Raw genomic sequence first — 26,578 nt, 5'->3', positions numbered from 1 at the left:
GGAGTACACAACGATGAGCACATCCCCCTTCACGCCAACGGGCAGCATCCGCTCGCAGACGGACCGCCGCCGGGTCGTCTTCGCCACCGTCATCGGAACGACGGTCGAATGGTACGACTTCTTCATCTACGCCTCCGCGGCCGGCCTCGTCTTCGGCCAGCTGTTCTTCGCGCCCGCCGGGCCGCAGTTCGCCACGGTGCTGTCGTTCCTGACGGTCGGGGTGAGCTTCCTGTTCCGTCCGCTGGGCGCGTTCCTCGCCGGGCACTTCGGCGATCGGTACGGCCGCCGCCAAGTGCTGGTCGTCACCCTGATCCTGATGGGGCTCGCCACCGCCCTCGTCGGCCTGCTGCCGACGTACGAGGCGATCGGCATCGCGGCGCCCATCTTCCTGGTGCTGCTGCGCGTGCTGCAGGGCATCTCGGCCGGCGGCGAGTGGGGCGGCGCCGTGCTGATGGCGGTCGAGCACGCGCCGACCGCGCGGCGCGGACTGTTCGGCGCGTCACCGCAGATCGGCGTGCCGCTCGGCCTGCTGCTCGCCTCGGGCGCGATGGCCCTGATGACGGTCATCGCCCCCGGCGACGCGTTCCTCGCGTGGGGCTGGCGGGTGCCGTTCCTGTTCTCCGTCGTGCTCATCGCGATCGGCTACTGGGTGCGGCGCCGCGTCGAGGAGAGCCCCGTCTTCACCGAGATCGCGGAGCGCCGCGAGCGCACCCGGATGCCGATCGTCAAGGTGTTCCGCAAGCACGCTCTCCTCGTGGTCGTCGCCGCGCTGGTCTTCGCCGGCAACAACGCGGTCGGCTACATGACGACCGGGGGATACATCCAGAACTACTCGACCGACCCCGAGGGGCCGCTGAAGCTCGAGCGCGGCCCGGTGCTGTGGGCGGTCGCGGCCTCCGCGGTGACCTGGCTGGCAGCCACCTGGTTCGCGGGCTGGCTGAGCGACCGGATCGGGCGCCGCACGACCTACATCATCGGGTGGATCCTGCAGCTGGTCGGCGTGTTCGCGCTGTTCCCGCTGGTCAACACGGCGAACGTCGGCCTGCTGTTCGTCGGTCTCGCCATCCTCACGATCGGACTCGGGTTCACGTACGGACCGCAGGCGGCGCTGTACTCGGAGCTGTTCCCGGCATCCATCCGCTTCTCGGGCGTCTCGATCTCGTACGCGATCGGGGCCATCCTCGGCGGCGCGTTCGCCCCGACCATCGCGACCGCGCTCGTGCAGGCGACGGGGAGCACGCTCTCGGTCACCTGGTATCTCGCCGGGATGACGCTCCTCGGGCTCATCGCGACCCTGCTGCTGCGCGACCGCACGGGCATCCCGCTCGGCCCCGACCACGAGGCGGAGCAGGCGGCCAGCCCGATCCGCGGCGTCGGCCGCCGCGCCCAGGCGCCGGAGCCGGTGCGCAACTGACGCGCCACCTCGCCCATCGGGCCTGAGATTTGCGCCAAATCGTCACGCGGGGGTATCCAGGGAGGCCTGAGATTCGTGCCGAATGTGCGGAATGGCGCGTCGAAAGCGCACATTCGGCACGAATGTCGCGGGTCAGCCCGCGACGAAGTGGATGAGGTGGGGCCCCATGGCCTCGCCCGACACGTCGTGTGTCTGGCCGGCCACGATCGCGAACTCGCCGTCCTGAGCGGCGGCGGCCACGCCCTCCGCGCCGAAGCGCAGGAAACCGGGGCTCTGCTCGCCCGCGAGGCCGAGCACCGGCACGCTGATCGCCTGCAGCAGGTCGTCCGGGATGCGGCTGTCGCCCATCGCGGCATCGTCGTACGCGAGGGTCGGGGCGAGCGCCAGCGTGCTCTCCCACCCGGGCGAGCGGCGCATCCCCTCGATTCCGGCATCCGGCACGCCGACGCGGCGGAGGAACAGCTCGACGGCGCCGGCGCGGTCGTCCGCCGCGAGCGCCACCGCGAGTTCGCTCGTATAGGCGGTCGCCGAGGGGAGCATCGCGTCGGGCAGGTACGGCGGCTCGTAGACGGCGACGCGCGGGATGCGGTCCGGGCCGAGGGCGGCAGCCGCGGCCAGGGCGAGGGCGCCACCTGACGACATTCCGAACACCGTGGCCGAGCCGCCCACGGCATCCACCAGCGCGGCGATGTCCTCGATCTCGCGCGCGGCCGCGTCGGCGCGTGCGGACGGATCGGCCAGCCGATCCTCGCTGTCGCCGCGCCCGCGGCGGTCGTAGAGGACGACCGTGAGCCGGTCGCGGAGGGCGGCGGCGATCGGGCGCATCGGCCCGGCATCCCGGAAGCACATCGCGCCGTCGACCAGGATCACGGCGGGACCCGTCCCGTCGATCTCGTATGCGATCGTGCTGCCGTCGGAGGAGACGAGGGTGCTCATGGTGTGCAGCGTAGCCCCTGCGCTCAACGGGACGGGCTCAGCGCCCCTGTCGCCGCCGCACGCCGAATCCGATCAGCACCGCTCCGCCGATCGCCACGAGCACACCGGCGCCGCGCACGAGCCACTGCGTCTCATCGGTCAGCGCATCCACCAGCAGCGGACCCGCGAGCCCGATGACGACGAGCGCGACTCCCAGGATGAAGAACCAGGGGGAACCGTTCGTCCGCTCGACCATGCTCCGAGCCTATCCGGGTGGGGATGGTTCGGTCACGGCCGAGCGGACGGGGGTTACATGTTCCCGGTTACGGCAGGTAGTACGTCGGGTTCGGCAGCTTGACGGCCCGGTCGGCGTACCCGCCGATCAGGTCGCTGTACTGGTCGCCGAAGTTGGCGACGATGTCGAAGCGGCCGCCGGCGGGCGACTCGATGTGCGCCCGCGTCTGCGACTTGTACTCGATGGTGGTGCACTTGGCCGTCGCGCACGTGATGTAGGACGGCTGCTGCGAGGCGCCCACGCCCGTCCACTTCGTGTAGAAGTTCTGCGCAGTGAAGCCGGTGTAGCCGACCTTCGCGAGGTTGCCGAGCGTCGCCGCCTTCTGGTCGTCGTTGCGCCCGGTGAGGCCGATCAGCGTGCAGCCGGCCTTCTGGGCGACGGCCGCCAGGGTCGTCATGTGCGGCGTGGCCGGGAAGCGCTGCTGCTGCACCCACACATCCTGCTCGGCCGGGTTGAACTGGAAGTGCATGTCCGCGACCTCCATGTCGTACGTCCAGAGCGTGGTGTCGTCCGTATCGAGCACGATCGCCGGGTTCTTGTGCAGCTTCTTCTCGACGAAGCAGGTCGCGGCCAGCACCGGAGCCTGGCGGAGCACGATGGAGCGGAGCTCACGGATGTAGGGCGAGTCGGTCTTGTTCGCGATGCCGGTTCCCGGGTCGCCGTAGTACGTGGCGATGGTCTTCTTGACGGAGTCGATGTTCGGGATGCCCTCGCCGCCCTCCGTGGCCCCGCTCGACCCGTCGGGCGCCATGGTGAAGTGGGTGCGCGGGGCGAGCTGCGGCTCGGAGACGCCGGGCAGGTCTGCCGACGGCAGGTAGTAGGTCGGGTTCGGGAGCTTGAGCGCCTCCTCGGCGTAGCCGCCCTGGAGGTCAGACCACTGGTCGCCGACGTTGAGCGTGATCGTGTAGCCGAGGTCCTGGATGTGCTTCCGCGTCAGCGCCTTGTACTCGACGGTCGTGCAGCTGGCCGCCGCGCACGTGATGTAGGAGGGCTGCTGGGAGGCGCCGGTGCCCGTCCACTTCGTGTAGAAGCGGTCGGAGGTGAACGCGGTGTACCCGACCTTGTCGAGGTTGCCGAGGGTGGCGGCCTTCTGATTGTCGTTTCGCCCGGTCAGCCCGAACACGGTGTATCCGAGCGCGGCGGCCTGGTTCACGAAGTCGACCATCCCGGGAGTGGCGGGGAAGCGCTGGCCCTGGACCCACACATCCTGCTCGGCCGGGTCGAACTGGAAGTGCATGTCCGCGACCTCCATGTCGTACGTCCACAGGGTCGTGTCGTCGGCGTCGAAGACGATTGCGGGCTTCTGGCCCTGCTGCACGGCGCGGTCGTACTCGGCCTTGAGCTCCGCCTTCTCGCGGCCCAGGATGCCGCCGAGCTCGCGGATGTACGGCGAATCGGTCTTGTTCGCGGCACCGGTGCCGGGATCGCCGTAGTAGGTGGCGATCGTCTTCTTCACGGAGTCGATGTTCGGGATGCCTTCGCCGCCCTGGGTCGCTCCGCTCGACCCGTCCGGTGCCATGGTGAACGAGGTGCGCGGCGCGAGCGCGGTGTCACCATGGCCGTGTCCGTTGCCGGGCCCCGGATCCCAGGCGAGCGCTGCAGGGGCGTCAGCCAGGCCGACGCCGAGCACGAGCACGAGAGCACTCGCGGCGCCGACGAACACGCGGCGGAGCCGGGAGGGGGAGTGGAGGGAGTCGGACATGATCGCACCTTTGCCATCGGGGGCGGCCAGTGTGTGGCCTGGATGTCTGCCCCCGTTCGGGGGCCGGGAGCAGCCTAGCGAAGCGTCGACGGGAGCGGAAGCGAGAGGACGTCGGAGGCGGTCGCGAGGCGAACGACACACTCAGCGGGATTGAAGTGGACCCCGGTAACGTTGACGCCCGTATGCGCACCGACACTCTCGACACGGCCGCCCTCCGCGCGGACTTCCCGATCCTCTCGCGAGAGGTGAACGGGCACCCCTTCGTCTACCTCGACTCGGGCGCCACGTCGCAGAAGCCGCGCCAGGTGCTCGACGCCGAGCGCGAGTTCGCCGAGCGCTTCACCTCGGCCGTGCACCGCGGCGCGCACACGGTTGCCGGGGAGGCGACGGAGCTGTTCGAGGACGCGAGGGCGCGCGTCGCCGGATTCGTCGGCGCGCAGCCGGAAGAGCTGGTGTGGACCTCCAACGCGACCGAGGGCATCAACCTGCTGGCCTACGGGATGTCGAACGCCTCTCTCGGGCGCGGTGGCGCGGAGGCGGAGCGCTTCCGCCTCGGCCCGGGCGACGAGCTCGTCGTGACGGAGGCGGAGCACCACGCCAATCTCATTCCGTGGCAGGAGCTCGCCGCGCGCACGGGCGCGACCCTGCGCGTGATCGGCCTGACCGACGACGGGATGCTGCGGCTCGATCAGGCCGCCGAGGTCATCGGACCGCGCACACGGGTCGTCGCGTTCGCCCATGTCTCCAACGTGCTCGGCGGCATCACCCCCGTCGCGGAGCTCGTCGCGCTGGCCCACGAGCACGGCGCGCTCGTCGTGCTGGACGCCTGCCAGTCCGTCCCGCATCTGGCGGTCGACCTGCCCGCCCTTGACGTCGACTTCGCCGTGTTCTCGGGCCACAAGATGCTCGGCCCGACCGGCGTCGGCGCCCTTTACGGCCGCAGCGAGCTGCTCAACGCTCTCCCGCCCTTCCTCACCGGCGGTTCCATGATCACGCAGGTGACGCTGGAGGGCGCCGAGTACCTCCCGGCGCCGCAGCGGTTCGAGGCCGGGACTCAGCGCGTATCGCAGGCCGTCGCCCTCGCCGCCGCCGTCGACTACCTCGATGCGGTCGGGATGCCCGCGATCGAAGCGCACGAGGAGGCGCTGGGGGAGCGGCTGCTCGCCCGCCTCGCGGAGGTCGAGGGCGTGCGCGTGCTCGGCCCGGGTGCCGGTCTGCCACGGGTCGGCCTCGCGAGCGTCGTGGTGGACGGCATCCACGCGCACGACGTCGGCCAATTCCTCGACGACCGCGGCATCGCGGTCCGGGTCGGCCACCACTGCGCGCAGCCTGTGCACCGCCGGTTCGGCGCGACCGCCAGCACGCGCATCAGCACTTATCTCTACAACACCGCCGACGAGGTGGATGCGGCCGTCCAGGCGATCGCCGACGCCCGCGTCTTCTTCGGCGTCACGAGCGGAGGAGTCCGATGAGCGACCTGCAGAACCTGTACCAGCAGGTCATCCTCGACCACGCCCGCGAGAAGCACGGCTACGGCATCGCGGGTGACGAGGCGGCGACCTCGCACCAGTTCAACCCCACCTGCGGCGACGAGGTGACGGTCGGCGTCCGCACCGCGGCCGACGGGCGCATCCTCTCGATCGGCTGGGAGGGGCACGGCTGCTCGATCTCGACGGCCTCCGCGTCGCTGCTGAGCGACCTCGTCGAGGAGGTGGACCGCGAGCGGCTGGCCGCATCCATCGCCGCCTTCCGCGAACTCATGCACTCGAAGGGCGCGCTGGAGGGCGACGAGGAACTGCTCGGCGACGCGGTCGTCCTCGCCGGCGTCTCCAAGTACGTCACGCGGGTGAAGTGCGCGATGCTGCCGTGGGTGGCCCTCGAGGACGCGCTGCTCAAGTCCGCCTGATCGGTGCAGTCGCCGTCAGGGAACCGGTGCCAGGTCCACCTCGTCGGCGATCGCCTCCAACGCTGAGGGCAGTGACGGGAACGTCGTGCCGTAGACGAGCCCCGAGGGACCGGCGGCCGTCCACGCCTGCGCGCCCCGGGTGACGCGCCCCACGAGGTAGCGACGGTGGCCGCCCAGCACCTGACGCTGGGCGAGCGGCAGGGTGAGCGGGAAGGCGTACACGTCGCCCTGCGGGCTGACGACCAGCTCCCAGCGGGCCCGTCCCGGACTGAACTTGCTCGTGAAGATGCGCGACATGATCGACCGTTTGTACCGCGTGGCCGCGCGCCGTCGCCACGAACATGACGACCTGTTGCGAAAACCTGCGTCGCGTTACGCGGGAGGTGTGTCGGGGAGTATTCCGCGGGTGCTCTCGGGCATCGGTCAGGGCTCCAGCCGGGAGAGCCAGACGGTGAGGATGCGCTCGAGCTCGGCAGCATCCCGCGCGCTCAATTCGTCGATGAGGCGGTGCTCGTTGGCGAGGTGATCCGTGAAGGCGGCGTCGATGGTCTCGCGTCCGCGCGAGGTGAGCGCCACGACACGGCCGCGGCCGTCGGTCTCGGAGGCGCGACGGGTGACGAGGCCGGCGCGCTCCAGGCGGTCGATGCGTTTCGTCATGCCGCCGGTGGTGATCATGGTGTGCTCGGCGAGTTCTCCGGCCGTCCGCTCGTAGGGCGCCCCGGCGCGGCGGAGCGTGGCGAGCACGTCGAAGTCGCCCTCGGCGAGACCGTGCGCCTCGTAGACCGTCACCAGCTCGTCGGTGAGCCGGGCGGCGACGCGGTGCAGTCGGCCGATGACCCCCTGCGGTGTCGGGTCGAGGTCCGGACGTTCGCGCCGCCACTCGGCCTGGATGCGTGCGACGGCGTCGATCTGCTCTCCGGTCTCCTGCTCCATCCCTTCACAATACCTTCCCCGGAAGCTAAAGTAACTTCCATGGAAGATAATTGGTTCGCCTCGACCTGGCGGTGGATGCTCGTCACCGCCATCGCGCCCGTCGCGTGGGGCTCCACGTACGTCGTCACGCGGGCCGTGCTGCCCGACGATGCGCTCTGGGGAGCCGTCATCCGCGCCCTCCCGGCCGGGGTGATCCTGCTGGTGATCAGCCGTCGCCGTCCGCACGGTGCCTGGTGGTGGCGGTCCGCCGTGCTGGGCGTGCTGAACACCGGCGGCTTCTTCGCGTTGGTCTACGCGGTGGCGCAACGCCTGCCGTCCGGCGTGGCCTCGACGGTCATGGCGGCGTCGCCGCTCGTGATGATGGCGGCCGGCCGGGTGATCCTCGGGCAGCGGCCGCGCGCGCTGGCTCTCGCGGGCGGTGCGGCGGGCATCGTGGGCGTCGCGCTCATGCTGTTCGGGGGAGCGGATGCGGTCGACGGACTCGGGGTCGTCTTCGCCGTGACCGCCCTGGTCGGCTCGGCGATCGGCTACGCGCTCGCGACGCGCTGGGGAGCGGTCGACCTGGTCGCATCCACCGCCTGGCAGCTGCTGGCCGGCGGGCTGCTCGTGCTGCCGGTCGCCGTGATCGTGGAAGGCGCGCCTCCGGCGCTGGACGGCGCGGCGATCGCCGGATTCGCCTACGTCACGGTAATCGCGACCGCACTGGCGTTCGTCGCGTGGTTCGCGGGCCTACGTCACCTCCCGGCCGGAACGGTCGGACTGATCGGGCTGCTCAACCCGGTCACCGGCGTGGTGCTCGGCGCGCTGGTCGCGGGGGAGGCACTGAGCGGGCGGCAGCTGGTGGGACTCGCGATCGTGCTGGCGGGCATCGCGCTCGGTCGGCTGCCGAAGGCCGGTCAGCTGCCGAGGGACTCCAGGAAGCTGCGGGTGGGCGCGAAGAACGTCGAGCCGGTCGCCGCGGTCGAGAAGTCGAGGATGCGGTCGTAACTGCCCTCCGGGTCGCCGACGAACATCCGCTCCAGCATCCGCTCGATCACCCAGAGCGCGCGGGAGTAGCCGATGAAATAGGTGCCGAACTCGCCGTGTCCCGGGCGTCCGAACGGCATGTTGTCCCGCAGGATGTCGTGCTCGACCCCTGCCTCGTCGACGATCGTCGCGAGGGTCTTGTGCGACTTCTGTCCGTGCTCTGCGTCATCCAGCTCGATGTTCTCGACCTTGGTGCGGCCGATCACGCCTTCCTGCGACGGCACGGGCAGCCGGTTCCAGGCGCCCAGGTCGCGCAGGTACTTCTGCACCATGAGCTATACCAAAATGCCTACGTCGGGGAACTCTACAGGCGGCGAGCTTGATCGCACTCACCCTACTGCCACTGACGACGCCCGCTCCCACTCGTTACTTCCTCGCGTGAAATACCACCGCAGCTCCGGGGGAGTGCGGGGGTCTTTCAGTGGTTGGACGGCTGCCTAGGTAATCAGCCCTGGATGAGCGTAACTCCTCCGCCTCCTGTGTCAGAGACAGTAGCGGCGGTGGCCACACCGAGTGCTACCGCACCGACGATGGACAGGCAGAGCGCGACAATCGCAGTGGTGAGCAGTGCTACCGACCGAGGCCGCTGTCGGGCCAATCGCACGGAGACCCAGATCAGAAGGGCGACCGCACCGATCAGTGCTGGCCACACGACGGGGGCTAGCACGCCGACCGCTACGGAGGCGACCAGCAGCCATCGGTCGGTCACGGCGGGGCGCGTTCGCGGCATAGCAGTTGCAGTCATACTAAACGTTCTTCACGCTCGCGCTGGTGAGTCGGGTGCCCTTGTAGATGAGCTGCTGCTGCTTATTGGTGCTGAAGAAGGATCCCTTGAAGGCGAGCGCCATGTTGTATCGGACGGTGCATGAGCCTGAACCGCCGGAGAGGTAGTTGCTCTGGCTGGTGCTGATGTTCCAGACGCCGGCTGCCCCGGTGAACCACCCCGAGCACTCCAGGTTGCGGGTGACGTTGGTGGAGGTTGCTTCGAAGACGTAACGCATATTGAAGGTGCCCGTCGTGATCCCGAAGAGGCTTGCGTTCACCGGGTATGTGGCAGTGTATCGGGGGCTCGATACAGCAGTGTGGATGTGAAGTCCGCTGGCGACGCTCCGTGCCAACGCTCGCCTGCTGGTAGAAACACTGTGATGCGCCGCTGTCGTGATGGAGCTAGCGACCTTGCGTGCAAGCGCCGGTTCTGCGACCGTTTCGCTGCCCGAGGTCAGGGTAGGTGCACCCGTGCTGAATTGCATCAGCGACAGCGGGTCCTCCTCGATCACGTCCGCGACCCGCTCCTGTTCAGCCGCAGGTAGCTGGTCGAACTTCTGGTTGAGGGCGGCATCGGTTGCGTCACTGACGTTCAATGCGTCCACGAAGTCGCTGAACACGGCCTCAGCCGAGTCCGGTGCCTCGTCCGCATTCGCCGCGGTGATCCCGGTTCCGAGAATTAGGCCCAGTGCAATTCGCTTGCCGAAGCCACCTTCGTCAGTCGGTGCATGTGAATCTCCTTCGCTCATCTTTGAACGCGCGAGTTCGCGCGAGCATCCAGGGAAAGACCCTGTTACCCGGATAGACGACGGCGTATATGGGATCGTGACGGGCTGATAGTCGAGCCATTCGGCTATGCCTACAAAAGCACCCCCAATCCACCCAGGTCGGAGGGAACCGTGGGTGCGTCGGGCTGTGTTACCGGATGGATGCGTTGACCGCGGTGGAGCTGAGGTTCGCCGTGGGGAGGGCGATGGAGCCGGGGGCTCTGTGGGCCGGCACTATGGCTCACGCCGTTCAGGGAGTCGCAGCGTCGGCAACGCCGTCAGTCGGCGAGGGACTCCAGGAAGCTGCGGGTGGGCGCGAAGAATGTCGAGCCGGTCGCCGCGGTCGAGAAGTCGAGGATGCGGTCGTAGCTGCCCTCCGGGTCGCCCACGAACATCCGCTCCAGCATCCGCTCGATCACCCAGAGCGCGCGGGAGTACCCGATGAAGTAGGTGCCGAACTCGCCGTGTCCGGGGCGTCCGAACGGCATGTTGTCGCGCAGGATGTCGTGCTCGACCCCCGCCTCGTCGACGATCGTCGCGAGAGTCTTGTGCGACTTCTGGCCGTGCTCGGCGTCGTCCAGCTCGATGTTCTCGACCTTGGTGCGGCCGATCACGCCCTCCTGCGACGGCACAGGCAGACGGTTCCAGGCGCCCAGGTCGTGCAGATACTTCTGCACGACGACGTAGCTGCCGCCCGCGTGATCCGGGTCCTCGTCGCCGACGACGGTCGCCTGCGTCATGTCGCCGCCCGCCGGGTTGGCGGTGCCGTCGACGAAGCCGAGCAGGTCGCGCGCGTCGAAGTAGCGGAATCCGACCACCTCGTCCACGACCTCGACAGCACCGGCGAGGGAGTCGAGGAGCTGGCGCTCCAGCTCGAACGTGAAGTCGCTCCGCTCGGCGCGGATGTGGAACATTAGGTCGCCCGGCGTCGAGACGGCGGTGTGCACCGACCCGGCGATCTCGCGGAACGGGTGCAGCTCGCGCGGGAGCGGCATGTCGGTGAGACGCGGCCAGAGCGCGGCGCCGATCCCGACGTTGCACGAGAGCCGGGCGCCGAGGTCGCGGAATCCGACCGTCTTCACCTGGTCGGTGATGCCGCCGAGCACATCCTTCACGGTGGCGAGCGCCTCCGGCGTGTCGTCGACCGTCACCACCAGGAAGACGGCGGCGCGCGAGAGCGGTGCGTCGACGCTCTGCGGATCGATGGGGACGCGCTGCCAGGGCTGGTCGCCGGTGTTCGCCATGCCGCCATGCTGCCGTATCGGGGCGTCGCGTCGCCACTCGCCGGACGAACGGGCGTGCCGTTCCGCTCCGACCTAGGCTGGAGGGATGAGCCTGCCCTCCATCGACACCGCCGTCACCTATCCCGACGGCGATCTGACCTCCACCGGGACCGTCGTCCTCGTCCAACCGCTGCCGGACGGCCGCTCCGCCGTGGTGCTCGACCGGACGGCTTTCCATCCGATCGACCCGGTGTGGCCGGATCAGCCCGCCGACGCCGGGACGCTGACCGTCGACGGGCGTACCTACGAGGTGGTGGATGCGGTGGTCGGCGCGACCGACGGCACCACCCTGCACGTCGGCGACGCGCCGGTCCGCACCGGAACAGAGGGCTGGGCTTTCGTCGTGTGCCACCTGATCGAGGATGCTGCAGGCATCGAGCCTGGGACCGCCGCTGTCGTCAGCGTCGACCCGGCTCGTCGTCGCGCCCTCTCCGCCGGGCACACCGCCTGCCATCTGGCGTCCCTCGCGCTGAACGACGCGCTCGCCGGCCTGTGGACGAAGGAGGTCGCCGTCGACGGCCGCGGACGCCCGAACTTCGACCAGCTCGGCATCACCAGCTCGCGCATCCTCGAGGGCGGCTCGCTCGACGAGTACCGGATCGGCAAGAGCCTGCGGAAGAAGGGCTTCGCGGCCGCCGACCTCCCGGCGCAGCTGGATGAGGTGACCGCCGCGGCGAATCGCACGCTCGCCAACTGGATCGCGAGCGGCGCCGCCATCTCGATCGTGCGCGAGGGCGCTCGCCAGGGTCTCGGCGACCGGCGCCGCTGGCGTGCCGAGCTGTCCGAGGGGGCGGTCGAGATCCCCTGCGGCGGCACCCACCTGCGGTCTCTCACCGAGCTCACCGGCGCCGACATCGCTCTCGACCTCGCCGACGCCGAGGGTGCCGTCACCCTGACGATGCGCACCACAGCGCACCTCGCCTAACCCCGCGTCGTCCCTCCCGCCATCAGCTCCTGAGTTTTTCGGTCTTTCGTCGCCGAAAACGCGGAAAAACTCAGGAGCTGTCGGTGTGGGTCGTCGGTGGGCGGGGTCGTCAGTGGGAGAGGAACGGGAGGGCGGCAGCGGCGAGGGCGAGGCCGGCGGCGAGTCCCCAGCCGGCGCGCACCAGCTGCGCGCTGCGCACCTCACGCTCGATCGCGCCGAAGCGCTCCGCGGTGTCGCCCGGCGAGGCGACGGCCCGCCAGCTGGCCGGGTCGTCGAACAGGCGGGCCGCTCGCGCGGCGGTCTCCGCATCCAGAGCCGCCGGCCGGCGGGTGAGCCAGCGCACGAGCACCTCGGAGCGCACCACGGCGGTGCGGACGGGCTTGCGGTGGATGCGTACCTCCTTCGCGCCGACGACCACGATCGCCGCGTGGACGGGCGCTTCGATCCCGGCGCGCACCAGCAGGCCTCGGACGCGCGAGGCCTCGAGGTCGGAGTTCCGCAGGTAGGGCTGCTTGACGCCGTTGACCAGCACGGACCGGTCGTAGACCGACACACGTGCGCCGCGATGGTGCTTCGTGTTGATGACGAACACGCCGCCCGGGCCGACGACGAGGTGGTCGACATCCGCCTCCCCTGAGCCGACCGGGACGGCGTGGAACGCACTCCATCCCTTCGGCAGCCGCCCCAGCGTCGCACCGACCTGGCGCTCGCCCAGAGCACCGGCGAACCACGGCTGGGCGTCAGCCGGCAGCGGATCCATCCCGAACGCCCGGGCAAGCGGCGAGCGCGGCGGAGCCGCCTCCTGCAGCCGGACCACCTGCTCCATCACGGCCGTCCCGGGGGCGCGGTCTCGCATCCGCTGTGCACTCATCCGGCCACGCTATCGAGCGCACCGGCGGTGGCCCCAGTCCCCGGTCGGGGACGGATCGACGCGGCTACCCCTGCCCGGGGGTCTCGTGAGTGCGGGGGAGTTCGCTGCTGTCGGGGAGACGCTCCTCCAGGGAGTCGTTGTGCTCCTGCACCGCCTCGAGGCGATCCGTGTCGGTCTTGCCGAGGTCGCTCACGGCGTCGGTGAGCTCGTCGGCGTCGCGGGGTGCTGCGGTGTCATCCGGTCGATCGGTCATGCGGCGCACTGTACCCGCGTCGGTCGCGCCGGCCCACGACCGGCGCCCGGGCCCGGATCGGGGAGCCGCTTGACGATTCGCGGCCGGGACGGGCTAGCATGCGGCACATGAGCCGCATTGAAACCGGGATCGTCTCCTACACGCTGTCCGGCGACTACTACGCGCGCGTCGGCGCCGACTTCGACACCGAGGCGGTGGATGATGCCATCCTGGCCGAGCTGAACAGGCTGCTGCCGCGCGGCGTCGTGGTGGAGCGCTCCGGGCGCGTGCTCGCCGACGAGGATGTCGCCGACGAGGCACGCGCCATCGACTGGGAGGCCCTGCTGCGCAGCATCGACGTGGATCAGATCCTCGCGGAGCACGGGCGCTGAACCCGTGGCAGCGCCCGCGTCAGCGTGAGCGTTTGACGACGTCGTAGGCGGCGAGGGCCGCCCGGCGCGTCTCGGCGAGGTCGACCATGGGCTCGGGGTAGTCGGGAGTGTCCCACTCGGGCACCCAGCGGCGCACGTAGTCGCCGTGCGGGTCGAACTTCTGCCGCTGCAGCTCCGGGTTGAAGATGCGGAAGTACGGCGCGGCGTCCGCGCCGCTGCCGGCGACCCACTGCCAGTTGAAGGCGTTGTTGGCGGGGTCGGCGTCGACCAGGGTGTCCCAGAACCACTGCTCGCCGTGGCGCCAGTCGATCAGCAGGTTCTTGATCAGGAACGACGCGGTCACCATGCGCACCCGGTTGTGCATGACACCGGTTCTCCACAGTTCGCGCATCCCCGCATCCACCAGGGGCACGCCGGTGCGACCCTGTTCCCAGGCCCAAAGCGCAGACGGATGCAAGCGCGGCCACGGGAAGGAGTCGTACTCGCGATGGATGTTCACCGTCGCCAGGTCGGGGTGCTCGAAGAGCGTGTGATAGGCGAACTCGCGCCAGCCGATCTCCGAGAGGAAGGTCGACGCGCTGTGAGCCGTGGCGCCCTGGCGCTTCTCGACGGTGGCGTGCCAGACCTGGTGCGGGCTGAGCTCTCCCCAGCGCAGCCGGGGAGAGAGCCGCGAGGTCGCATCCACACCGGGTACGTCGCGCTGCTCGCGGTAGTCGCCGAGATCGTCGGCGAGAAAGCGCTTCAGTTGCTCGTGCGCCGCCTTTTCGCCCGGTTCCCACGTCTCGCGCAGGCCGCCGGCCCAGTCAGGATGCGTCGGCAGGAACCCGAGGTCGTCGAGTGCGACGGTCTCGAGGGACCGGGGCGCGGTTCCTCCACGCACGTCACGGGGTGCGGGTCCGGGTTTCCGCGGCGCGGGGGCCGCGAGACAGGCCCGCCAGAACGGCGTGTAGACCGAGAACGGGGTGTCCTGCCCGGTCCGGATCGTCCACGGCTCGAAGAGCAGGTTGGCAGCGAAGCTCGTGGCCTCGACGCCCGACGCACGTGCCGCGGTCTTCACCGCTTCGTCGATGCGCCGCTCCGCCCCGCCGTAGCGCCGGTTCCAGAAGATCGCGGACGCGTGTGCCTCGCGCAGCACCGTCTCGATCACGGTCTCGCTCCGCCCGCGCAGCAGGACGAGCCCGGCGCCCAGACGCTCCAGCGACTCGGTCAGCGACGCCAGACTGTGGTGCAGCCACCACCGGCTGGCGGCGCCGGGCGTCCGGAGTTCCGGCGTCTCGTCGTCCCACACGAAGACGCAGAGCACCGGGCTGCCCGTCTGGACGGCCGCGTGCAGAGCCGGGTTGTCCGCGATCCGCAGGTCGTCGCGGAACCAGACGACCGCCGGGCGGTCGCTCACAGGTCGAGGGAGTCGCCGGGCTCCAGCGGGTAGAAGGTGCCGCCGTTCTGCTCGGTCGCCCACGCCAGGCGCCCGTTCGACATGTCCTTGCCCGCCCGAGAGAGCACCATCTCGTGGATGGGGAAAGCGCGCTTCGGCTTCACCGCGAGGACGTAGTCCATGGTCTCGGCGATCTTCATCCAGGGGGCGCCGGCGGGGGCGGCCAGCACATCCACCTCGACGCCCTCCGGAGCCGAGAACGAGTCGCCGCCGTAGTACAGCACATCGTTGATCAGAACGCCGACGTTGTCCACGACGGGGATGCTCTCGTGGATGACCGCGTGGCGTCCGCCGAAGAATCGGAGCGTGAAGGGGCCGACCTCGACGGTGTCGCCCGGGTGGACCACCGTGATGTCGAAGTCCGAAGCGGCCGCGGCCACCCCTTCCGGGCCGAAGATCTTCACGTCGGGGGAGAGGTCGAGAACGCGATTCAGCTGCTCCGGGGTCCAGTGGTCGGGGTGCTCGTGCGTGATGACCACGGCGACGGCGTTCGCGGTGTCGGTGAGGGGAGAGGTGAAGCTGCCCGGGTCGACGAACAGCTTCTGTCCGTCCTGCTCGAGGAGGAGGCCGGCGTGCTCGAACTTGGTGAGTCTCATGGTTCCCAGGAAATACCGGATGGGATGCGCATGCAAGGACGACACGATTGAGGAATATACCCCTAGGGGGTACTGTTGCGGGTGACATGGACGAGAAGAACGAGCACACGACGGTCCACGACCACGGCGAGCACGATCACGGTGCGCACGACCACTCCGGTCACGCTGGGCACGACCACGGCGCGCACGATCACGCCGCGCACGATCACGCCGGGCACGGCCATTCCGGTCATGCGGGCCACGACCCGGCGATCTTCAAGCGGAAGTTCTGGCTGACGCTGGTCTTCACCATCCCGACCCTGGTCTTCTCGCAGGGCCTTCAGGAGATCCTCGGGCTCGACGGGCCGCGCTTCCCGGGCAGCCAGTACATCCCCGCAGTCTTCGGCGTCATCATTTTCTTCTACGGCGGGCTCGTATTCCTGCGCGGCGCCGTGGACGAGCTGAGAGTCAAGAAGCCGGGCATGATGACCCTCATCTCGCTGGCCATCGTGGTCGCCTTCGGCTACAGCGTCGCCGTGACCCTGGGCCTCCCGGGCATGGATTTCTGGTGGGAGCTCGCCACCCTCATCCTGATCATGCTGCTCGGTCACTGGATTGAGATGTCCGCCGTCATGGGCGCACAGGACGCGCTCGGCGAGCTCGCCAAGCTCCTTCCCGACACGGCAGAGCGGCTGCCCGACATCCACGCCGAGCCCATCTCCGTGCCGGTCTCCGAGCTGCGCGTCGGCGAGCTGGTGCGCGTGCGTCCCGGATCGGCCGTGCCCGCCGACGGCGAGATCGTCGATGGCCGCAGCGATCTGGATGAGTCCCTCCTCACCGGGGAGTCGAAGCCGGTGACACGCGGGCCGGGGGAGCAGGTCGTCGCCGGAAGCATCTCCGGGAGCGGGTCGCTCGTCGTCCGGGTCGGGCGCACGGGCGGGGACACCGCGCTCGCCGGCATCATGAAGCTCGTCGCGGACGCCCAGGCCAGCAAGTCGGGCACCCAGGTGCTCGCCGACCGCGCGGCCGCGTGGCTGTTCTACGTCGCGCTCGCCGTCGCCACCGTCACCCTGATCGCGTGGACGCTGCTGCGGCCGGGTGACCCCGCGTTCATTCTCGAGCGGGTCGTCACCGTGCTCATCATCGCGTGCCCGCACGCACTCGGCCTCGCCATCCCGCTGGTCGCCCAGATCTCCACCGCCATCGGCGCCCGCAACGGGCTGCTGATCCGTGACCGCCACGCCATGGAGGACGCCCGCCGCGTCGACGTCGTCCTCTTCGACAAGACCGGGACGCTCACCGAGGGCCGCCAGGGCGTGACCGCAGCGGTCGCCGACGACGGCGATGCCGACGCCCTGCTGGCGCTCGCCGCGTCCGTCGAGGCGCCGGCAGAGCACCCGATCGGCGCCGCCATCGTCCGCGAGGCGCGTCAGCGCGGCGTGACGATCGAGCCGGTGTCCGGGTTCGAGGCCCTCGGGGGACGCGGAGCCGCCGCGACCGTCGACGGCGAGCGGGTCGCCGTCGGTGCGCCCCGGCTGCTGACCGAGGGCGGCCCGACCCCGGGCGACGCGGTCCGCGCGGCCGCCGACCGGGCCTCGGCCGAGGGGCAGACCGTCGTCTACGTCCTGCGCGGCGACCGTGTCGCCGGCATGATCGCGCTCGCCGATGTCGTGCGACCGAAGTCGCGGGAGGCCGTCCGGTCGCTGCGGGATCGCGGTGTCCGGGTCGCCATGCTGACCGGCGACGCGCAGGCCGTGGCCGACGCGGTCGCCGCCCAGCTGGGCATCGACGAGGTGTTCGCCGAGGTCCTTCCTGGGGACAAATCCGGGACGGTGGCCCGGCTCCAGGCGGACGGCTCCCGCGTGGCCATGGTCGGTGACGGCGTCAACGACGCCCCGGCCCTCGCGCAGGCGGACGTCGGGATCGCGATCGGCGCCGGGACGGACGTGGCCATCGAGTCGGCCGGCGTCGTCCTCGCCTCCAGCGACCCGCGCGGCGTCGCGAAGGTGATCACGCTCTCCGCCGCGACCTACCGGAAGATGCTGCAGAACCTCGCGTGGGCGACCGGCTACAACGTGATCGCCCTCCCGCTGGCGGCCGGTGTCGCGATCGGGGTCGGCATCGTGGTGTCGCCGGCGTTCGGAGCAGTGCTCATGTCGCTCTCGACCATCGTCGTCGCGATCAACGCCCAGTTGCTGCGCCGCGTCCGCCTCTGACGGGCGGCCGTCTGCTCCGACGCACCGGCGCCCCGCCTTCGGCAGGCGGGGCGCCGCCTGTGCCATCATCGGGACCGTGACCGCACTCCCGCTGGCCGTGGTCGTCGCGGTCAACCCCATGGCCTCCTTCGGCCACCGCCGCGAGGTCGGCCCGCGAGTCATCGAGCGCCTGCGCGACGCCGGCCTCCGGGTTGTCGCGATGGGGGAGGCGAACATCGAGCTGCTCCGCCGCGAGACCGCCCGCGTGCTGGCGGACGGCGCCGACGCGCTCGTCGTCGTCGGCGGCGACGGGATGGCCAACCTCGGCATCGACCTCGTCGCGAACACGCTCATCCCGCTCGGCATCGTCCCCAGCGGCACCGGTAACGACCTTGCCGACGGCCTCGGCATCCCGATCGACGACACGGAGGCGGCCATCGACGGGCTCCTGGATGCGCTGCAGCGCGAGCCCCGCACGATCGACGCCGGGACGATCCGTCACGGCGAACTGACCACGTGGTTCGGTTGTGTCGTCTCCGCCGGTTTCGACGCGACGGTCAACGAGCGCGCCAACCTGATGTCCCGACCGCGGGGCCGCAGCCGGTACATCATCGCGCTGCTCCGAGAGCTGGCCACGCTGAGGCCGCGACCCTACCGCATCCATGCCGACGGCCGGACGATCGAGGTGGATGCCATGCTCGTCTCGGTCGCCAACAACCGCTCGCTCGGCGGCGGCATGCGCATCGTCCCGGACGCGGACCTCTCCGACGGCCTCCTCGACCTCTTCATCGTCGGGCCGATGTCACGTGTGCGGTTCCTGCGTATGTTCCCGAAGGTCTTCCGTGGCGAGCACACCGGCCTCCCGGAGGTCAGCATCCTCCGTGTCGCGTCGGTGCGGATCGAGGCGGAGGGCGTCATCGCCTACGCCGACGGCGAGCGCATCGGACCGCTCCCGGTGGAGGTCTCGGTCGCCGCCGGCGCGCTTCGCGTGCTCGCCTGAGCGACGCGCCCGGGACGCCGGCCCCGTTTTGGCACCGCACGCCCATCTGTGGCATGATCTTCTAGTTGCCAGACGGCCCCATCGTCTAGCGGCCTAGGACGTCGCCCTCTCACGGCGGTAACGCGGGTTCAAATCCCGCTGGGGTCACCAACAGCCCGTTTCCCTTGATTCACAAGGGAAGCGGGCTTTTTTCTTACCCGACCGCGGACGTCGAATAGCGGGCCTGCGTTGCGTCTGACTCTGATTCGCTGTGGGATGCAGGGTCGGCGCTCGGGTGGCGTCGGCCCTGCATACGGGGAACCACATTTGCTCTGAAGATCACGAGGGTAACCGCCATGACAGCGCAGGCATTGAACGTCGGGGACGAGTTCGGACGGCTCATTGCGGAGGGAAGCATCTCGATGCAAGCCCTCACGGCAATCACCGGTATTGCACCCGCACGCCTGAAAAGTCTCTTGGATCTGGACCTGGGTCTCTCTGCAGCCGCGAACGACTTCTCGGAGGATGAGATTCTGCGCGTCTCCACGCTTGCCGGGCAGCTGACTGTGGGAGCAGAGATCGGCGACTATGAGCGCATCCGTGCGATCGTCGAGACGCTGACGACGCAGTTCGAGCTGACTCACGAGAACATCGCACGCCTCACCCGAATCCGGGTGGAGGACCTGGAAGCGTTTTTCGTTGATCCCGATTCGGTGCCGTGGGAAGCCAAGTTTGCGATGGCCTCGGACGTCAGAGGCGAGACCACGCGCGGGCACAGAGAGCTAGGGGGCTTTGGGATCGGGCTCGCTCTGCGACCAGTCTTTGTCCTTTGGATTCGCTGTCTCGGCCCGGTGTGGGACGGCGTTCCAGAAAATCCGCAGGTCCTTGCCGCCATTCGGCCCGAGCGGCTTCGCCGCCCAGTCCAGGAACTTCTCGCTTCGTTCGCCCACACGGACAGTATGGCGGCCGTCGGCCGCAGAAGGATCCGCTTCGGCAGTATCGAGCAAGATGACCGGAAGTCAGAGCCACAACTGCAACGCTCGTGGGCGACGGCTTCAGCCCAATTCGCTCGACCTGCCAGGCAACCTGGTTTATGCGCGCAATGTGGGCGACTCGACCGCTACCGCAGGTCGACCGCCGGAGGCCTCTGAATCTCGGGGATCCCGATCCGGAGGATGTCGCCAAGCATGTCGTACGCGCGCTGCGGCGGAAGCTCACCGGGGTACTGCGACTCGAACACCGCCTCGGCTTCGTCGATCGAGTCGATGCCGAGGTAGGCGAGGAGCACCGCCACATCATCGTCGTCACGACCTCGTCGCGCCGCCTTCAGCTTCATCGCGAGCAGGCACGGAGGTGTGGCCACCCACACAGAGACCGTGTCTCATGAACCACCTGCCGCAGCCCGACGATGACGTCCTCGCGACTGAGAGAGTTCACGTCACACGCTCCGCAGGGTGGCTTCGGGAATCAACACGCCTCGGCGCAGGAACGCTTCGGGAACTTCGTTTGCGTCTACGTGCGTCACGTAGCGCGAGCCGACGAAGATGGTCGGCTCATCGAGCGTGCGCGCCTCTGCGACCCAGCGCGGAATCGGTGACCGCGTCTCCGACAGGCGGTACTCGGTGATCGCGGCAAGCGCCGCGTCGTACAGGCTGCTGCCGGTCGGCTCGGGAGGAAACGCGGCAAGCACCACGCGATTGACGGCGTCCTCGGCAGCGAGACCATCGTTGTAGGTGAGCCAGTCGCGGAACGCGGCGGCGTCGTCCGACCTCAGGAGTGCACGGCGGATGGCTGCACTCGATTCGAGCGCACCGGGACGGGTCGTCGGGATAGCGGCCAGCCGCGCGTCCGATGCGCGCAGGATGCTGTCGAGCTTGTCGGCGCGCGGGGAGCGGCGGCCGTTCTCGATGACCGACAGGTTGGAGGCGGCCTCGCCGGTTCGCGATGCGACGACCGTCTGCGGGATCCTCCGCGCGCGCCGCACCGATCCGGCGATCTCTGCAATCGACATCTCGCGCCTCCTTATCGTTTTCGATAAGCATAACAGCCGGCGCCTCACACCGTGATGACGCTGACCTGGTCCTTGCCGGCATCCTTCGACCGGTACATCGCCTTGTCGGCGACCCGCAGCAGATCCGGGCCGCTCAGCACGCGCGACGGTCCGGCCGCGTGCACGGTGACGCCGACGCTGGCGGTGATGACACGCTGCCAGCCGTCGTCGTGGAGGGGCTGCTTGACCGCGACACGGATGCGCTCGGCGATCGCGGAGGCACGCTCGTGGTCGGTGTTCTGACAGACGATGATGAACTCGTCGCCGCCGTACCGGCACACCAGGTCGTCGCCGCGGACCGCCGAGACGAGGCGCGCGGCGATCAGCTTCAGCACGGTGTCGCCGGCGGTGTGGTCGAGTTCGTCGTTGACGGACTTGAAGTCGTCCAGGTCCACGAAGATCAGGGCGAGCGGCTCCTGTCGTTCCATCGCCGAGGCGACACTCGCCGTGATGTGGCTGCGGAGAAGCACCCGGTTGGCGAGCCCGGTGAGCGGGTCGTGCAGGGCGATCGCGGCGAGCTGCGCCTGCAACTGGAGGCGCGCGACCGTCTGCGTCGCCTGGCGGCACAGCGAGCCGAGCAGTTCGACGGCGTGCTCATCGAGCTCCGGAGGCCGCGAGAAGTAGCAGGCCAGCGTCCCGATCGAAGCACCCGCGTGGATGAGGGGAGCGGTCAGGAGGGAGTCGAGTCGAGCCGCGCGGAGGGCCGCCGCCACGTCCGGGTGGGCCAGCTCATCCCGGACGGACCAGGTCGCGAGCGCGGGGCCGCCCGCGGGGAGCCCGCCGGGGAGCAGCGCGGCATCCAACGGGACGGTCCCGCCGACCAGGTGCGGTTCGTGGCCGTCGAGGAAGACGGCGGCCGCCATCGCGCCCAGACCCTGCTGCGCGCTCTCCGCCAGCGCCTGCGCGAGCATCTCCACGGTGTCGCTCTCGCCGAAGGCGGTGGTCGCGTTCTGGAGCACGCGGGTGCGCGCCTCCGACCCCTCCGCGATGCGGCGGGCGGCGAGCAGCTGGCGCTCGTAGTCCTGGCGGCGGCTGGCGTCGAAGACGGCGACGTGGATGAGAGGGCCGGCCTCGGCCTCGTCGACCACCGCGTTGACGAGCACGGGCAGAGCGTCGTCGTGGGCCGTACGGAACGACAGGGCGACCTCGCGCACCTCGCCCTGGAGGTGGAGGACCGGGAGGAAGCGGGTCTCGTAGAAGATCCGCGCACCCGGCTCGAGCAGGTCCGTGAGCGCCGCCCCGACGAGGTCGTCGGCCGGGCGACCGGTCCACGCGGCGAAGGTGGCGTTGACGCGCAGGATGCGGCCGCCCTCGGTCAGCGTGACGAGACCGCACGGCGCGCGGTCGTAGAGCGCATCCGCCGCAAGTCCTTCCGACGGGATCTCCTCCGCCGTCATGCCAGCGAGCTCCGGATGGCCGCGGCCAGCTCGTCGGGTCCGGACAGGTTCGGGCAGTGCCCGGTGGCGTCGAGCTGCACGAACACACTGCCGGGGATCTGCGCGTGAACGTAGCGCCCGACCGGCGCGGGCGCGATCGCGTCCTCCGAGCACTGCAGCACGACGGTGGGCACGGTGACGTCGGGAAGGTCGGCACGGTTGTCGGAGAGGAACGTGACGCGGGCGAAGTGCCCGGCGATCGCCGGATCGGTCCGGCAGAAGCTCGCGGTCAGCTCGGCGCCGAGCTCCGGTCGGTCGGGGTTGCCGGCGATGACGGGCGCGATCGCCTCCGACCACCCCAGATAGTTGTCGTCGAGGGTGTCGAGCAGGCCCTCGATGTCGGAGCGGGTGAAACCGCCGACGTAGTCGCCTTCGTCGATGTAGCGCGGCGACGGACCGACGAGCACCAGGCGGCCGAAGCGCTCGGGGGAGCGGTTGGCGGCCAGCACGCCGATCATCGCGCTGACGGAATGGCCGACGAAGACGGCGTCATCGAGGTCCAGCGCCTCGAGGATCTCGAGCACGTCGTCGGCGTAGCCGTGGAGCGAGTCGTATTTCGCCCGGTCATAGGCGCTCACGTCCGAATCGCCCGCGCCGACATGGTCGAACACGATCACGCGGAAGTCGGATTCGAAGTGCGGGAGGACCCGCCGCCACATCTCCTGGCTGCAGCCGAAGCCGTGCGCGAAGACGATCGGGCGTCCGGACGGATCACCGGACTCGCGGACGCTGTTGCGACGTCGGACGTCGACAGCATCGGTCGGTTGCAGCATCCAGGGTCCCATCTTCGGTGTGAGGAACGGCCCCTCTCCGGCGTCAATGGGCCGTCTCCGCATCCCGAGCCTAGCGGGGATCGCGGCCGTTCAGGTGGTACGCGACCCCGGCATCCACTCCTCCGGGTAGTGGTCGCGCACCGCGGTGTTGAAATAGGAGCCCGCCGATTCCGCGTCGCGCAGTTCGCGCCACACCCGTGCGGGTACCAGAAAGTAGCGGTACACCTCACCCGACACGAACTCGACCTCCAGCGTGCGCAGCGCCGCGTCGTAGCCGGCCGTCGCGATCACCGTGCTGTCGAATGCCACCCGCTCCACGTCCGCACCCTACGCCCGGCCGCCGACGGCACTAGGATGTCCGAAGCGAAGGGGAGTATCCCGGACGGCTCGGCGGCAGGTGCGAACCTGTGCCCGGCCGGCGCTGTGCACGTCAGCACGGTCTGCGAAGCAGCGGACCCGGGCACAGCGGCACCAACGAGGTGCAGGAGAGACTTTCGGTGGTTTTTCCGCGCCCTCCGAAAGGTCTCCTGTTGCACACCGCGCTTCCCCTCTGGTTCGAGATCGGCTCCTTCGTCGTCCTCCTGCTGATCCTCGCCTTCGACCTGCTGATCATCTTCAAGAGGCCGCACATCCCGAGCCCGCGCGAGTCCGCGCTCTGGGTCGCCTTCTATGTGGCGCTGGCGCTGATCTTCGCCCTGCTGATGCTGCTGGTGGGGGATGCGGAACACGCCGGGCAGTTCCTCGCCGGGTGGCTGACGGAGTACAGCCTCAGCATCGACAACCTGTTCGTGTTCGTGATCATCATGGGCAGGTTCGCTGTGCCGAGGAAGTACCAGCAGGAAGTCCTGATGGTGGGCATCATCCTGGCGCTGATCTTCCGCGGGGTGTTCATCCTGCTGGGAGCCGGTCTGATCGCCAGCTTCAGCGCGATCTTCTACCTGTTCGGCGCGTTCCTGCTGTGGACGGCGTTCAACCAGGCCTTCGGCAAGCACGACGACGAGGGCGCAGAGGACTCCTGGTTCATCACGTTCGCCCGCAAGCACCTGAAGGTGTCGACCCAGTACAACGGCAACAAGCTCCGCACGGTGGTGGACGGCCGACGGATGTTCACGCCGCTGATCATCGTGTTCATCGCCTTGGGCACCACCGACCTGCTGTTCGCCCTCGACTCCATCCCCGCAATCTTCGGCATCACCCAGAGCCCGTTCATCGTGTTCACGGCGAACGTGTTCGCGCTGATGGGTCTCCGGCAGCTGTACTTCCTCCTCGGGCACCTGCTCGACAAGCTGGTGTACCTCAAGTACGGGATCGCGTTCATCCTCGCCTTCATCGGTGTGAAGCTGGTGTTCCACGCCATGCACGAGAACGAGCTGCCGTTCATCAACGGCGGCGAGCACATTGAGTGGGCGCCCGACATCAGCACCTGGACCTCGCTCCTGGTGATCGTGGGCGCCATGGTTGTCGCTACGATTGCAAGTCTGGTGAAGCTGCGGATGAGCGGCACCAGCGTCGCCGAGGCCATTCACGGTGACGAATCCGACGAGGACGAGGCCGAGGAAACGGTCGTCGACGGCACGCAGGAGGACCCCCGCACATGAGCTCTCTCGTCGGCGTGACCGTCCGCAGCGACACGGGCGCGGTCCGGCACGTCAACGAAGACAGCGCTCTTGCGCAGGATCCGGTGTTCGTCGTCGCCGACGGCATGGGCGGTCACGCGCGCGGCGACCTGGCCAGCCGGACGGCCGTGGAGAGCCTCGCGCGCACCCTGCAGCCTGGCTCGCGGCCGACACCGGACGAGGTGATCCGCGCCATCGACGAGGCGAACGCCGCCGTGCGGTCGCTCTCCGGCGCCGACGAGTCGGGTGCGGCCGTGGCAGGCACCACGCTGGCGGGGATCGTGCGCGTCCGGGTGCCGGAGCTGGCAGCGGAGCAGTGGATGGTCGTCAACGTCGGCGACTCGCGCGTCTACGCGTGGGACGGCCGGCAGCTGCGCCAGCTGACCGTGGACCATTCCGCCGTCCAGGAGCTGGTGGATGCCGGCCTCATCAGCGAGGCGCAGGCCGCGGTGCACCCCGAGCGCAACGTCATCACGCGAGCCCTCGGCGCCGAGGATTTCGTGGACACGGACAGCGAGCTGGTCGCCGAGAGCGGCCGCCAGATTTTCCTCATCTGCTCCGACGGCTTGACGCGCGAGCTCAGCGACCAGCGGATCGCCGAGATCCTCGCGCACGGGCCCTCCGACCCGGCGTCCGCCCTGGTGGACGCGGCGAACGAGGCCGGCGGCCACGACAACATCACCGTGATCGTGGTTGAATCGGTGACCGGGGAGGACGCCACGGCCCCCGTCGACACGCGAGAACGCGCCGACGGCAGCGGCCGGGAGTTCGAAGACACGCAGCCGAGGGAGTAGGTCGTCCGTGTTCGAAGTGCAGCAGGCGGCAGCCGGGGAGTGGGCGGTCGTCGCGGGGGGTGCGCGGGCGCTGCTGGTGGCCGAGACCGACCCCGCGCGGCTGCGAGCGCTCTTCGGGGCGGTCCGCGCGGGCTTCGCCGAGACACTGGATGCGCTCGTCGCCCGGGGGCTGAGCCGTACGCCGTCCTTCGCCCTGCTGGACGCATCCACCGGGCCCGTGCTGCTGGCGGTGCGGGGGACGGCCAGCGCGACCGTCGCCGACGGCGGAGCCGAACGCACGGTGCGGGCCTCCGGGGTCTCGTCGTGGGTCGAGACGCAGCTGACCGACGCGACCGCCGTGACCCTGGGCGCTGCCGCGGGGGAGACGCTCCCGCTCGGGGAGGGCGTCGTGCGGTCCGGCGGCGTCGTCTGGTCCGCCGCGGAGCAGGCCGAGGATGTCGGCGCGACCGTTGCGGCCCCGCCCCGTCGTGAGCGCGAGACCGGACCGGTGGATGCGCTGGCCCTCGACGGCCGCGCGGTCGGCTCAGAATCGGCAGCCACCGGGCAGGTCGATCCCGAGCCGGTGATCGCCGGACCGGCCGTCGAGGCGTTCGAGCCCGCGCCAGCTCCAATTGAGCCCGATCCGCACACACGCGTCCCCGAGGCGACCTTCGCCGACGTCCCGTCCGCCGACGCGGCCCCGGCGCCCGCGCCGCAGTCCGAGGCGCCCGGCTACGACCACCTCTTCGGGGCGACGATGGTGCGGAGTGTCGAGGACGCCGCCGTCCGCCCGGAGGAGGAGGGCGACGCCGCCCCGCCGAAGATCGACCTGCCGGGCTTCATCACGGACTCCTTCCCGCCGGCCGCGGGGCGTCTCGCGGGCGATCACGACGGACTCACCGTCATGAGCGGCGACCTGCCGCAGCGTGCACGACCGACGGAGACCGAGCGGGAGCCTGCGCGCGAGCCCGCGCCGCAGACCTTCGCCGTGCTGCTCTCCGACGGCCGCAGGGAGCCGCTGTCGGCACCGGTCGTCGTCGGCCGTGCGCCGAGCGTCTCGGCCGTCCCCGCCCTCCGCGGCGCCCGTCCGGTCACGCTCACCACCGCCGAGGACGACATCTCGCGCTCCCACGTCGCGGTCGCGGTCGAGGGCGACAGTGTCGTCGTCACCGACCTGCACTCGCGCAACGGCACCATGATCGTGCTGCCGGGCAAGACGCCGCAGAAGCTCCGCAGCGGCGAGCCGACCACCGTCGTCCTCGGAACCGTGATCGACCTCGGCAGCGGGGCGACGCTGACCGTCGAGGCAGCCGGATGAGG

At 69.8% G+C, this 26,578-nt stretch carries 28 protein-coding genes, 1 tRNA gene and 1 pseudogene; 13 read left to right on the top strand and 17 right to left on the bottom strand.

Annotated elements, in window-relative coordinates; all coding sequences use genetic code 11:
• Positions 1–13: 13 nt before the first annotated feature.
• On the top strand, positions 14–1,414 hold the full coding sequence (locus ACF1AJ_RS05925; RefSeq protein ID WP_391506518.1) for an MFS transporter: 1,401 nt from the start codon (positions 14–16) through the stop codon (positions 1,412–1,414).
• Positions 1,415–1,546: 132 nt separating this feature from the next.
• Here the strand turns inward: ACF1AJ_RS05925 and ACF1AJ_RS05920 are convergent, their stop codons facing one another.
• The 3 genes from ACF1AJ_RS05920 to ACF1AJ_RS05910 all read right to left on the bottom strand — a co-directional run bounded on the left by ACF1AJ_RS05920 (position 1,547) and on the right by ACF1AJ_RS05910 (position 4,326).
• Positions 1,547–2,350 (bottom strand): alpha/beta fold hydrolase, encoded by an 804-nt coding sequence (locus tag ACF1AJ_RS05920; protein ID WP_391506517.1) that lies wholly within the window; start codon positions 2,348–2,350, stop codon positions 1,547–1,549.
• 37 nt (positions 2,351–2,387) lie between these two features.
• Positions 2,388–2,585 (bottom strand): hypothetical protein, encoded by a 198-nt coding sequence (locus ACF1AJ_RS05915; RefSeq protein ID WP_391506516.1) that lies wholly within the window; start codon positions 2,583–2,585, stop codon positions 2,388–2,390.
• Between the two features lie 67 nt (positions 2,586–2,652).
• Positions 2,653–4,326 (bottom strand): HAD family acid phosphatase, encoded by a 1,674-nt coding sequence (locus ACF1AJ_RS05910; RefSeq protein ID WP_391506515.1) that lies wholly within the window; start codon positions 4,324–4,326, stop codon positions 2,653–2,655.
• 182 nt (positions 4,327–4,508) lie between these two features.
• Here ACF1AJ_RS05910 and ACF1AJ_RS05905 point away from each other — a divergent pair, with 182 nt between their 5' ends.
• Together ACF1AJ_RS05905 and sufU are read left to right on the top strand one after the other, a co-directional pair.
• Positions 4,509–5,798, top strand: a complete 1,290-nt coding sequence (locus ACF1AJ_RS05905; RefSeq protein WP_391506514.1) for a SufS family cysteine desulfurase — start codon at positions 4,509–4,511, stop codon at positions 5,796–5,798.
• A complete protein-coding gene (gene sufU / locus ACF1AJ_RS05900; protein WP_391506513.1) occupies positions 5,795–6,232 on the top strand; it encodes a Fe-S cluster assembly sulfur transfer protein SufU in 438 nt (145 codons plus the stop codon). The genes ACF1AJ_RS05905 and sufU overlap by 4 nt, the downstream gene beginning before the upstream one ends.
• 15 nt (positions 6,233–6,247) lie before the next feature.
• On the opposite strand, the gene ACF1AJ_RS05895 is transcribed toward sufU, so the two are convergent.
• Together ACF1AJ_RS05895 and ACF1AJ_RS05890 are read right to left on the bottom strand one after the other, a co-directional pair.
• Positions 6,248–6,529, bottom strand: coding sequence for a hypothetical protein (locus tag ACF1AJ_RS05895; RefSeq protein WP_018190622.1), 282 nt, complete (start codon positions 6,527–6,529; stop codon positions 6,248–6,250).
• Between the two features lie 126 nt (positions 6,530–6,655).
• Positions 6,656–7,165 carry a MarR family winged helix-turn-helix transcriptional regulator gene (locus ACF1AJ_RS05890; protein WP_391506512.1) on the bottom strand — a complete coding sequence of 170 codons (510 nt, stop codon included), beginning with the start codon at positions 7,163–7,165 and terminating at the stop codon, positions 6,656–6,658.
• A 75-nt stretch (positions 7,166–7,240) separates the two neighbouring features.
• On the opposite strand from ACF1AJ_RS05890, the gene ACF1AJ_RS05885 reads away from it, so the two are divergent.
• A complete protein-coding gene (locus ACF1AJ_RS05885; RefSeq protein WP_391507446.1) occupies positions 7,241–8,152 on the top strand; it encodes a DMT family transporter in 912 nt (303 codons plus the stop codon).
• Here ACF1AJ_RS05885 and ACF1AJ_RS05880 read toward each other — a convergent pair.
• The 3 genes and pseudogenes from ACF1AJ_RS05880 to ACF1AJ_RS05870 all read right to left on the bottom strand — a co-directional run.
• Positions 8,062–8,466 (bottom strand): annotated as a pseudogene (locus ACF1AJ_RS05880) (Dyp-type peroxidase); the annotation flags it as partial. The gene ACF1AJ_RS05885 and the pseudogene ACF1AJ_RS05880 sit on opposite strands and share 91 nt — an antisense overlap.
• 471 nt (positions 8,467–8,937) lie before the next feature.
• Complete coding sequence (locus ACF1AJ_RS05875) at positions 8,938–9,705, bottom strand: hypothetical protein (protein ID WP_391506511.1); 768 nt, start codon at positions 9,703–9,705, stop codon at positions 8,938–8,940.
• 296 nt (positions 9,706–10,001) lie between these two features.
• The gene (locus tag ACF1AJ_RS05870; RefSeq protein WP_391506510.1) at positions 10,002–10,967 is read right to left on the bottom strand and encodes a Dyp-type peroxidase; all 966 of its coding nucleotides are present in this window, start codon (positions 10,965–10,967) and stop codon (positions 10,002–10,004) included.
• Between the two features lie 85 nt (positions 10,968–11,052).
• On the opposite strand from ACF1AJ_RS05870, the gene ACF1AJ_RS05865 reads away from it, so the two are divergent.
• Positions 11,053–11,931, top strand: a complete 879-nt coding sequence (locus tag ACF1AJ_RS05865; RefSeq protein ID WP_391506509.1) for a metal-dependent hydrolase — start codon at positions 11,053–11,055, stop codon at positions 11,929–11,931.
• A gap of 109 nt (positions 11,932–12,040) precedes the next feature.
• Here the strand turns inward: ACF1AJ_RS05865 and ACF1AJ_RS05860 are convergent, their stop codons facing one another.
• Positions 12,041–12,802: a nuclease-related domain-containing protein gene (locus ACF1AJ_RS05860; protein ID WP_391506508.1), complete on the bottom strand. Its 762-nt coding sequence runs from the start codon at positions 12,800–12,802 to the stop codon at positions 12,041–12,043.
• Between the two features lie 64 nt (positions 12,803–12,866).
• Positions 12,867–13,055, bottom strand: coding sequence for a hypothetical protein (locus ACF1AJ_RS05855; protein WP_391506507.1), 189 nt, complete (start codon positions 13,053–13,055; stop codon positions 12,867–12,869).
• Positions 13,056–13,162: 107 nt separating this feature from the next.
• Between ACF1AJ_RS05855 and ACF1AJ_RS05850 the strand changes: the two genes are divergently transcribed.
• Positions 13,163–13,426: a hypothetical protein gene (locus ACF1AJ_RS05850; protein ID WP_391506506.1), complete on the top strand. Its 264-nt coding sequence runs from the start codon at positions 13,163–13,165 to the stop codon at positions 13,424–13,426.
• 19 nt (positions 13,427–13,445) lie between these two features.
• On the opposite strand, the gene ACF1AJ_RS05845 is transcribed toward ACF1AJ_RS05850, so the two are convergent.
• Positions 13,446–14,822 (bottom strand): cryptochrome/photolyase family protein, encoded by a 1,377-nt coding sequence (locus ACF1AJ_RS05845; protein WP_391506505.1) that lies wholly within the window; start codon positions 14,820–14,822, stop codon positions 13,446–13,448.
• Positions 14,819–15,457, bottom strand: coding sequence for an MBL fold metallo-hydrolase (locus ACF1AJ_RS05840; RefSeq protein WP_391506504.1), 639 nt, complete (start codon positions 15,455–15,457; stop codon positions 14,819–14,821). The genes ACF1AJ_RS05845 and ACF1AJ_RS05840 overlap by 4 nt, the downstream gene beginning before the upstream one ends.
• 86 nt (positions 15,458–15,543) lie before the next feature.
• Between ACF1AJ_RS05840 and ACF1AJ_RS05835 the strand changes: the two genes are divergently transcribed.
• The 4 genes from ACF1AJ_RS05835 (at position 15,544) to ACF1AJ_RS05820 (ending at position 19,761) form a co-directional block, all read left to right on the top strand.
• A complete protein-coding gene (locus ACF1AJ_RS05835) occupies positions 15,544–17,652 on the top strand; it encodes a copper-translocating P-type ATPase (RefSeq protein ID WP_391506503.1) in 2,109 nt (702 codons plus the stop codon).
• A 76-nt stretch (positions 17,653–17,728) separates the two neighbouring features.
• Positions 17,729–18,631, top strand: a complete 903-nt coding sequence (locus ACF1AJ_RS05830; protein WP_391506502.1) for a diacylglycerol kinase family protein — start codon at positions 17,729–17,731, stop codon at positions 18,629–18,631.
• A gap of 74 nt (positions 18,632–18,705) precedes the next feature.
• Positions 18,706–18,781, top strand: a tRNA-Glu gene (locus tag ACF1AJ_RS05825).
• A 185-nt stretch (positions 18,782–18,966) separates the two neighbouring features.
• Positions 18,967–19,761 carry an HTH domain-containing protein gene (locus ACF1AJ_RS05820; protein WP_391506501.1) on the top strand — a complete coding sequence of 265 codons (795 nt, stop codon included), beginning with the start codon at positions 18,967–18,969 and terminating at the stop codon, positions 19,759–19,761.
• On the opposite strand, the gene ACF1AJ_RS05815 is transcribed toward ACF1AJ_RS05820, so the two are convergent.
• From ACF1AJ_RS05815 to ACF1AJ_RS05795, 5 genes are all read right to left on the bottom strand, one after another.
• Positions 19,731–19,973, bottom strand: a complete 243-nt coding sequence (locus ACF1AJ_RS05815; RefSeq protein WP_391506500.1) for a hypothetical protein — start codon at positions 19,971–19,973, stop codon at positions 19,731–19,733. The two genes, ACF1AJ_RS05820 and ACF1AJ_RS05815, sit on opposite strands and share 31 nt — an antisense overlap.
• A 75-nt stretch (positions 19,974–20,048) precedes the next feature.
• Positions 20,049–20,621, bottom strand: a complete 573-nt coding sequence (locus tag ACF1AJ_RS05810) for an XRE family transcriptional regulator (protein WP_391506499.1) — start codon at positions 20,619–20,621, stop codon at positions 20,049–20,051.
• Positions 20,622–20,665: 44 nt separating this feature from the next.
• Positions 20,666–22,057 carry a diguanylate cyclase gene (locus ACF1AJ_RS05805; protein ID WP_391506498.1) on the bottom strand — a complete coding sequence of 464 codons (1,392 nt, stop codon included), beginning with the start codon at positions 22,055–22,057 and terminating at the stop codon, positions 20,666–20,668.
• Positions 22,054–22,869, bottom strand: coding sequence for an alpha/beta fold hydrolase (locus ACF1AJ_RS05800; RefSeq protein ID WP_391506497.1), 816 nt, complete (start codon positions 22,867–22,869; stop codon positions 22,054–22,056). Before ACF1AJ_RS05800 ends, ACF1AJ_RS05805 begins: the two co-directional genes overlap by 4 nt.
• Positions 22,870–22,959: 90 nt before the next feature.
• The gene (locus tag ACF1AJ_RS05795) at positions 22,960–23,187 is read right to left on the bottom strand and encodes a KTSC domain-containing protein (protein ID WP_391506496.1); all 228 of its coding nucleotides are present in this window, start codon (positions 23,185–23,187) and stop codon (positions 22,960–22,962) included.
• Between the two features lie 212 nt (positions 23,188–23,399).
• On the opposite strand from ACF1AJ_RS05795, the gene ACF1AJ_RS05790 reads away from it, so the two are divergent.
• The 3 genes from ACF1AJ_RS05790 to ACF1AJ_RS05780 are packed head-to-tail and all read left to right on the top strand — an operon-like array spanning position 23,400 to position 26,576.
• Positions 23,400–24,467, top strand: coding sequence for a TerC family protein (locus tag ACF1AJ_RS05790; protein ID WP_391506495.1), 1,068 nt, complete (start codon positions 23,400–23,402; stop codon positions 24,465–24,467).
• Positions 24,464–25,279, top strand: a complete 816-nt coding sequence (locus ACF1AJ_RS05785) for a PP2C family protein-serine/threonine phosphatase (protein WP_391506494.1) — start codon at positions 24,464–24,466, stop codon at positions 25,277–25,279. Before ACF1AJ_RS05790 ends, ACF1AJ_RS05785 begins: the two co-directional genes overlap by 4 nt.
• A 7-nt stretch (positions 25,280–25,286) precedes the next feature.
• Positions 25,287–26,576 carry an FHA domain-containing protein gene (locus ACF1AJ_RS05780; RefSeq protein ID WP_391506493.1) on the top strand — a complete coding sequence of 430 codons (1,290 nt, stop codon included), beginning with the start codon at positions 25,287–25,289 and terminating at the stop codon, positions 26,574–26,576.
• The last annotated feature ends 2 nt before the right edge of the window (positions 26,577–26,578 follow it).

The organism is Leifsonia sp. NPDC014704 (assembly GCF_043083605.1).
In the GTDB taxonomy this organism is placed as follows: Bacteria; Actinomycetota; Actinomycetes; order Actinomycetales; family Microbacteriaceae; genus Leifsonia.
Note: the sequence above shows the minus strand (reverse complement) of the source record. Positions and strands in the feature narration are given on the sequence as shown.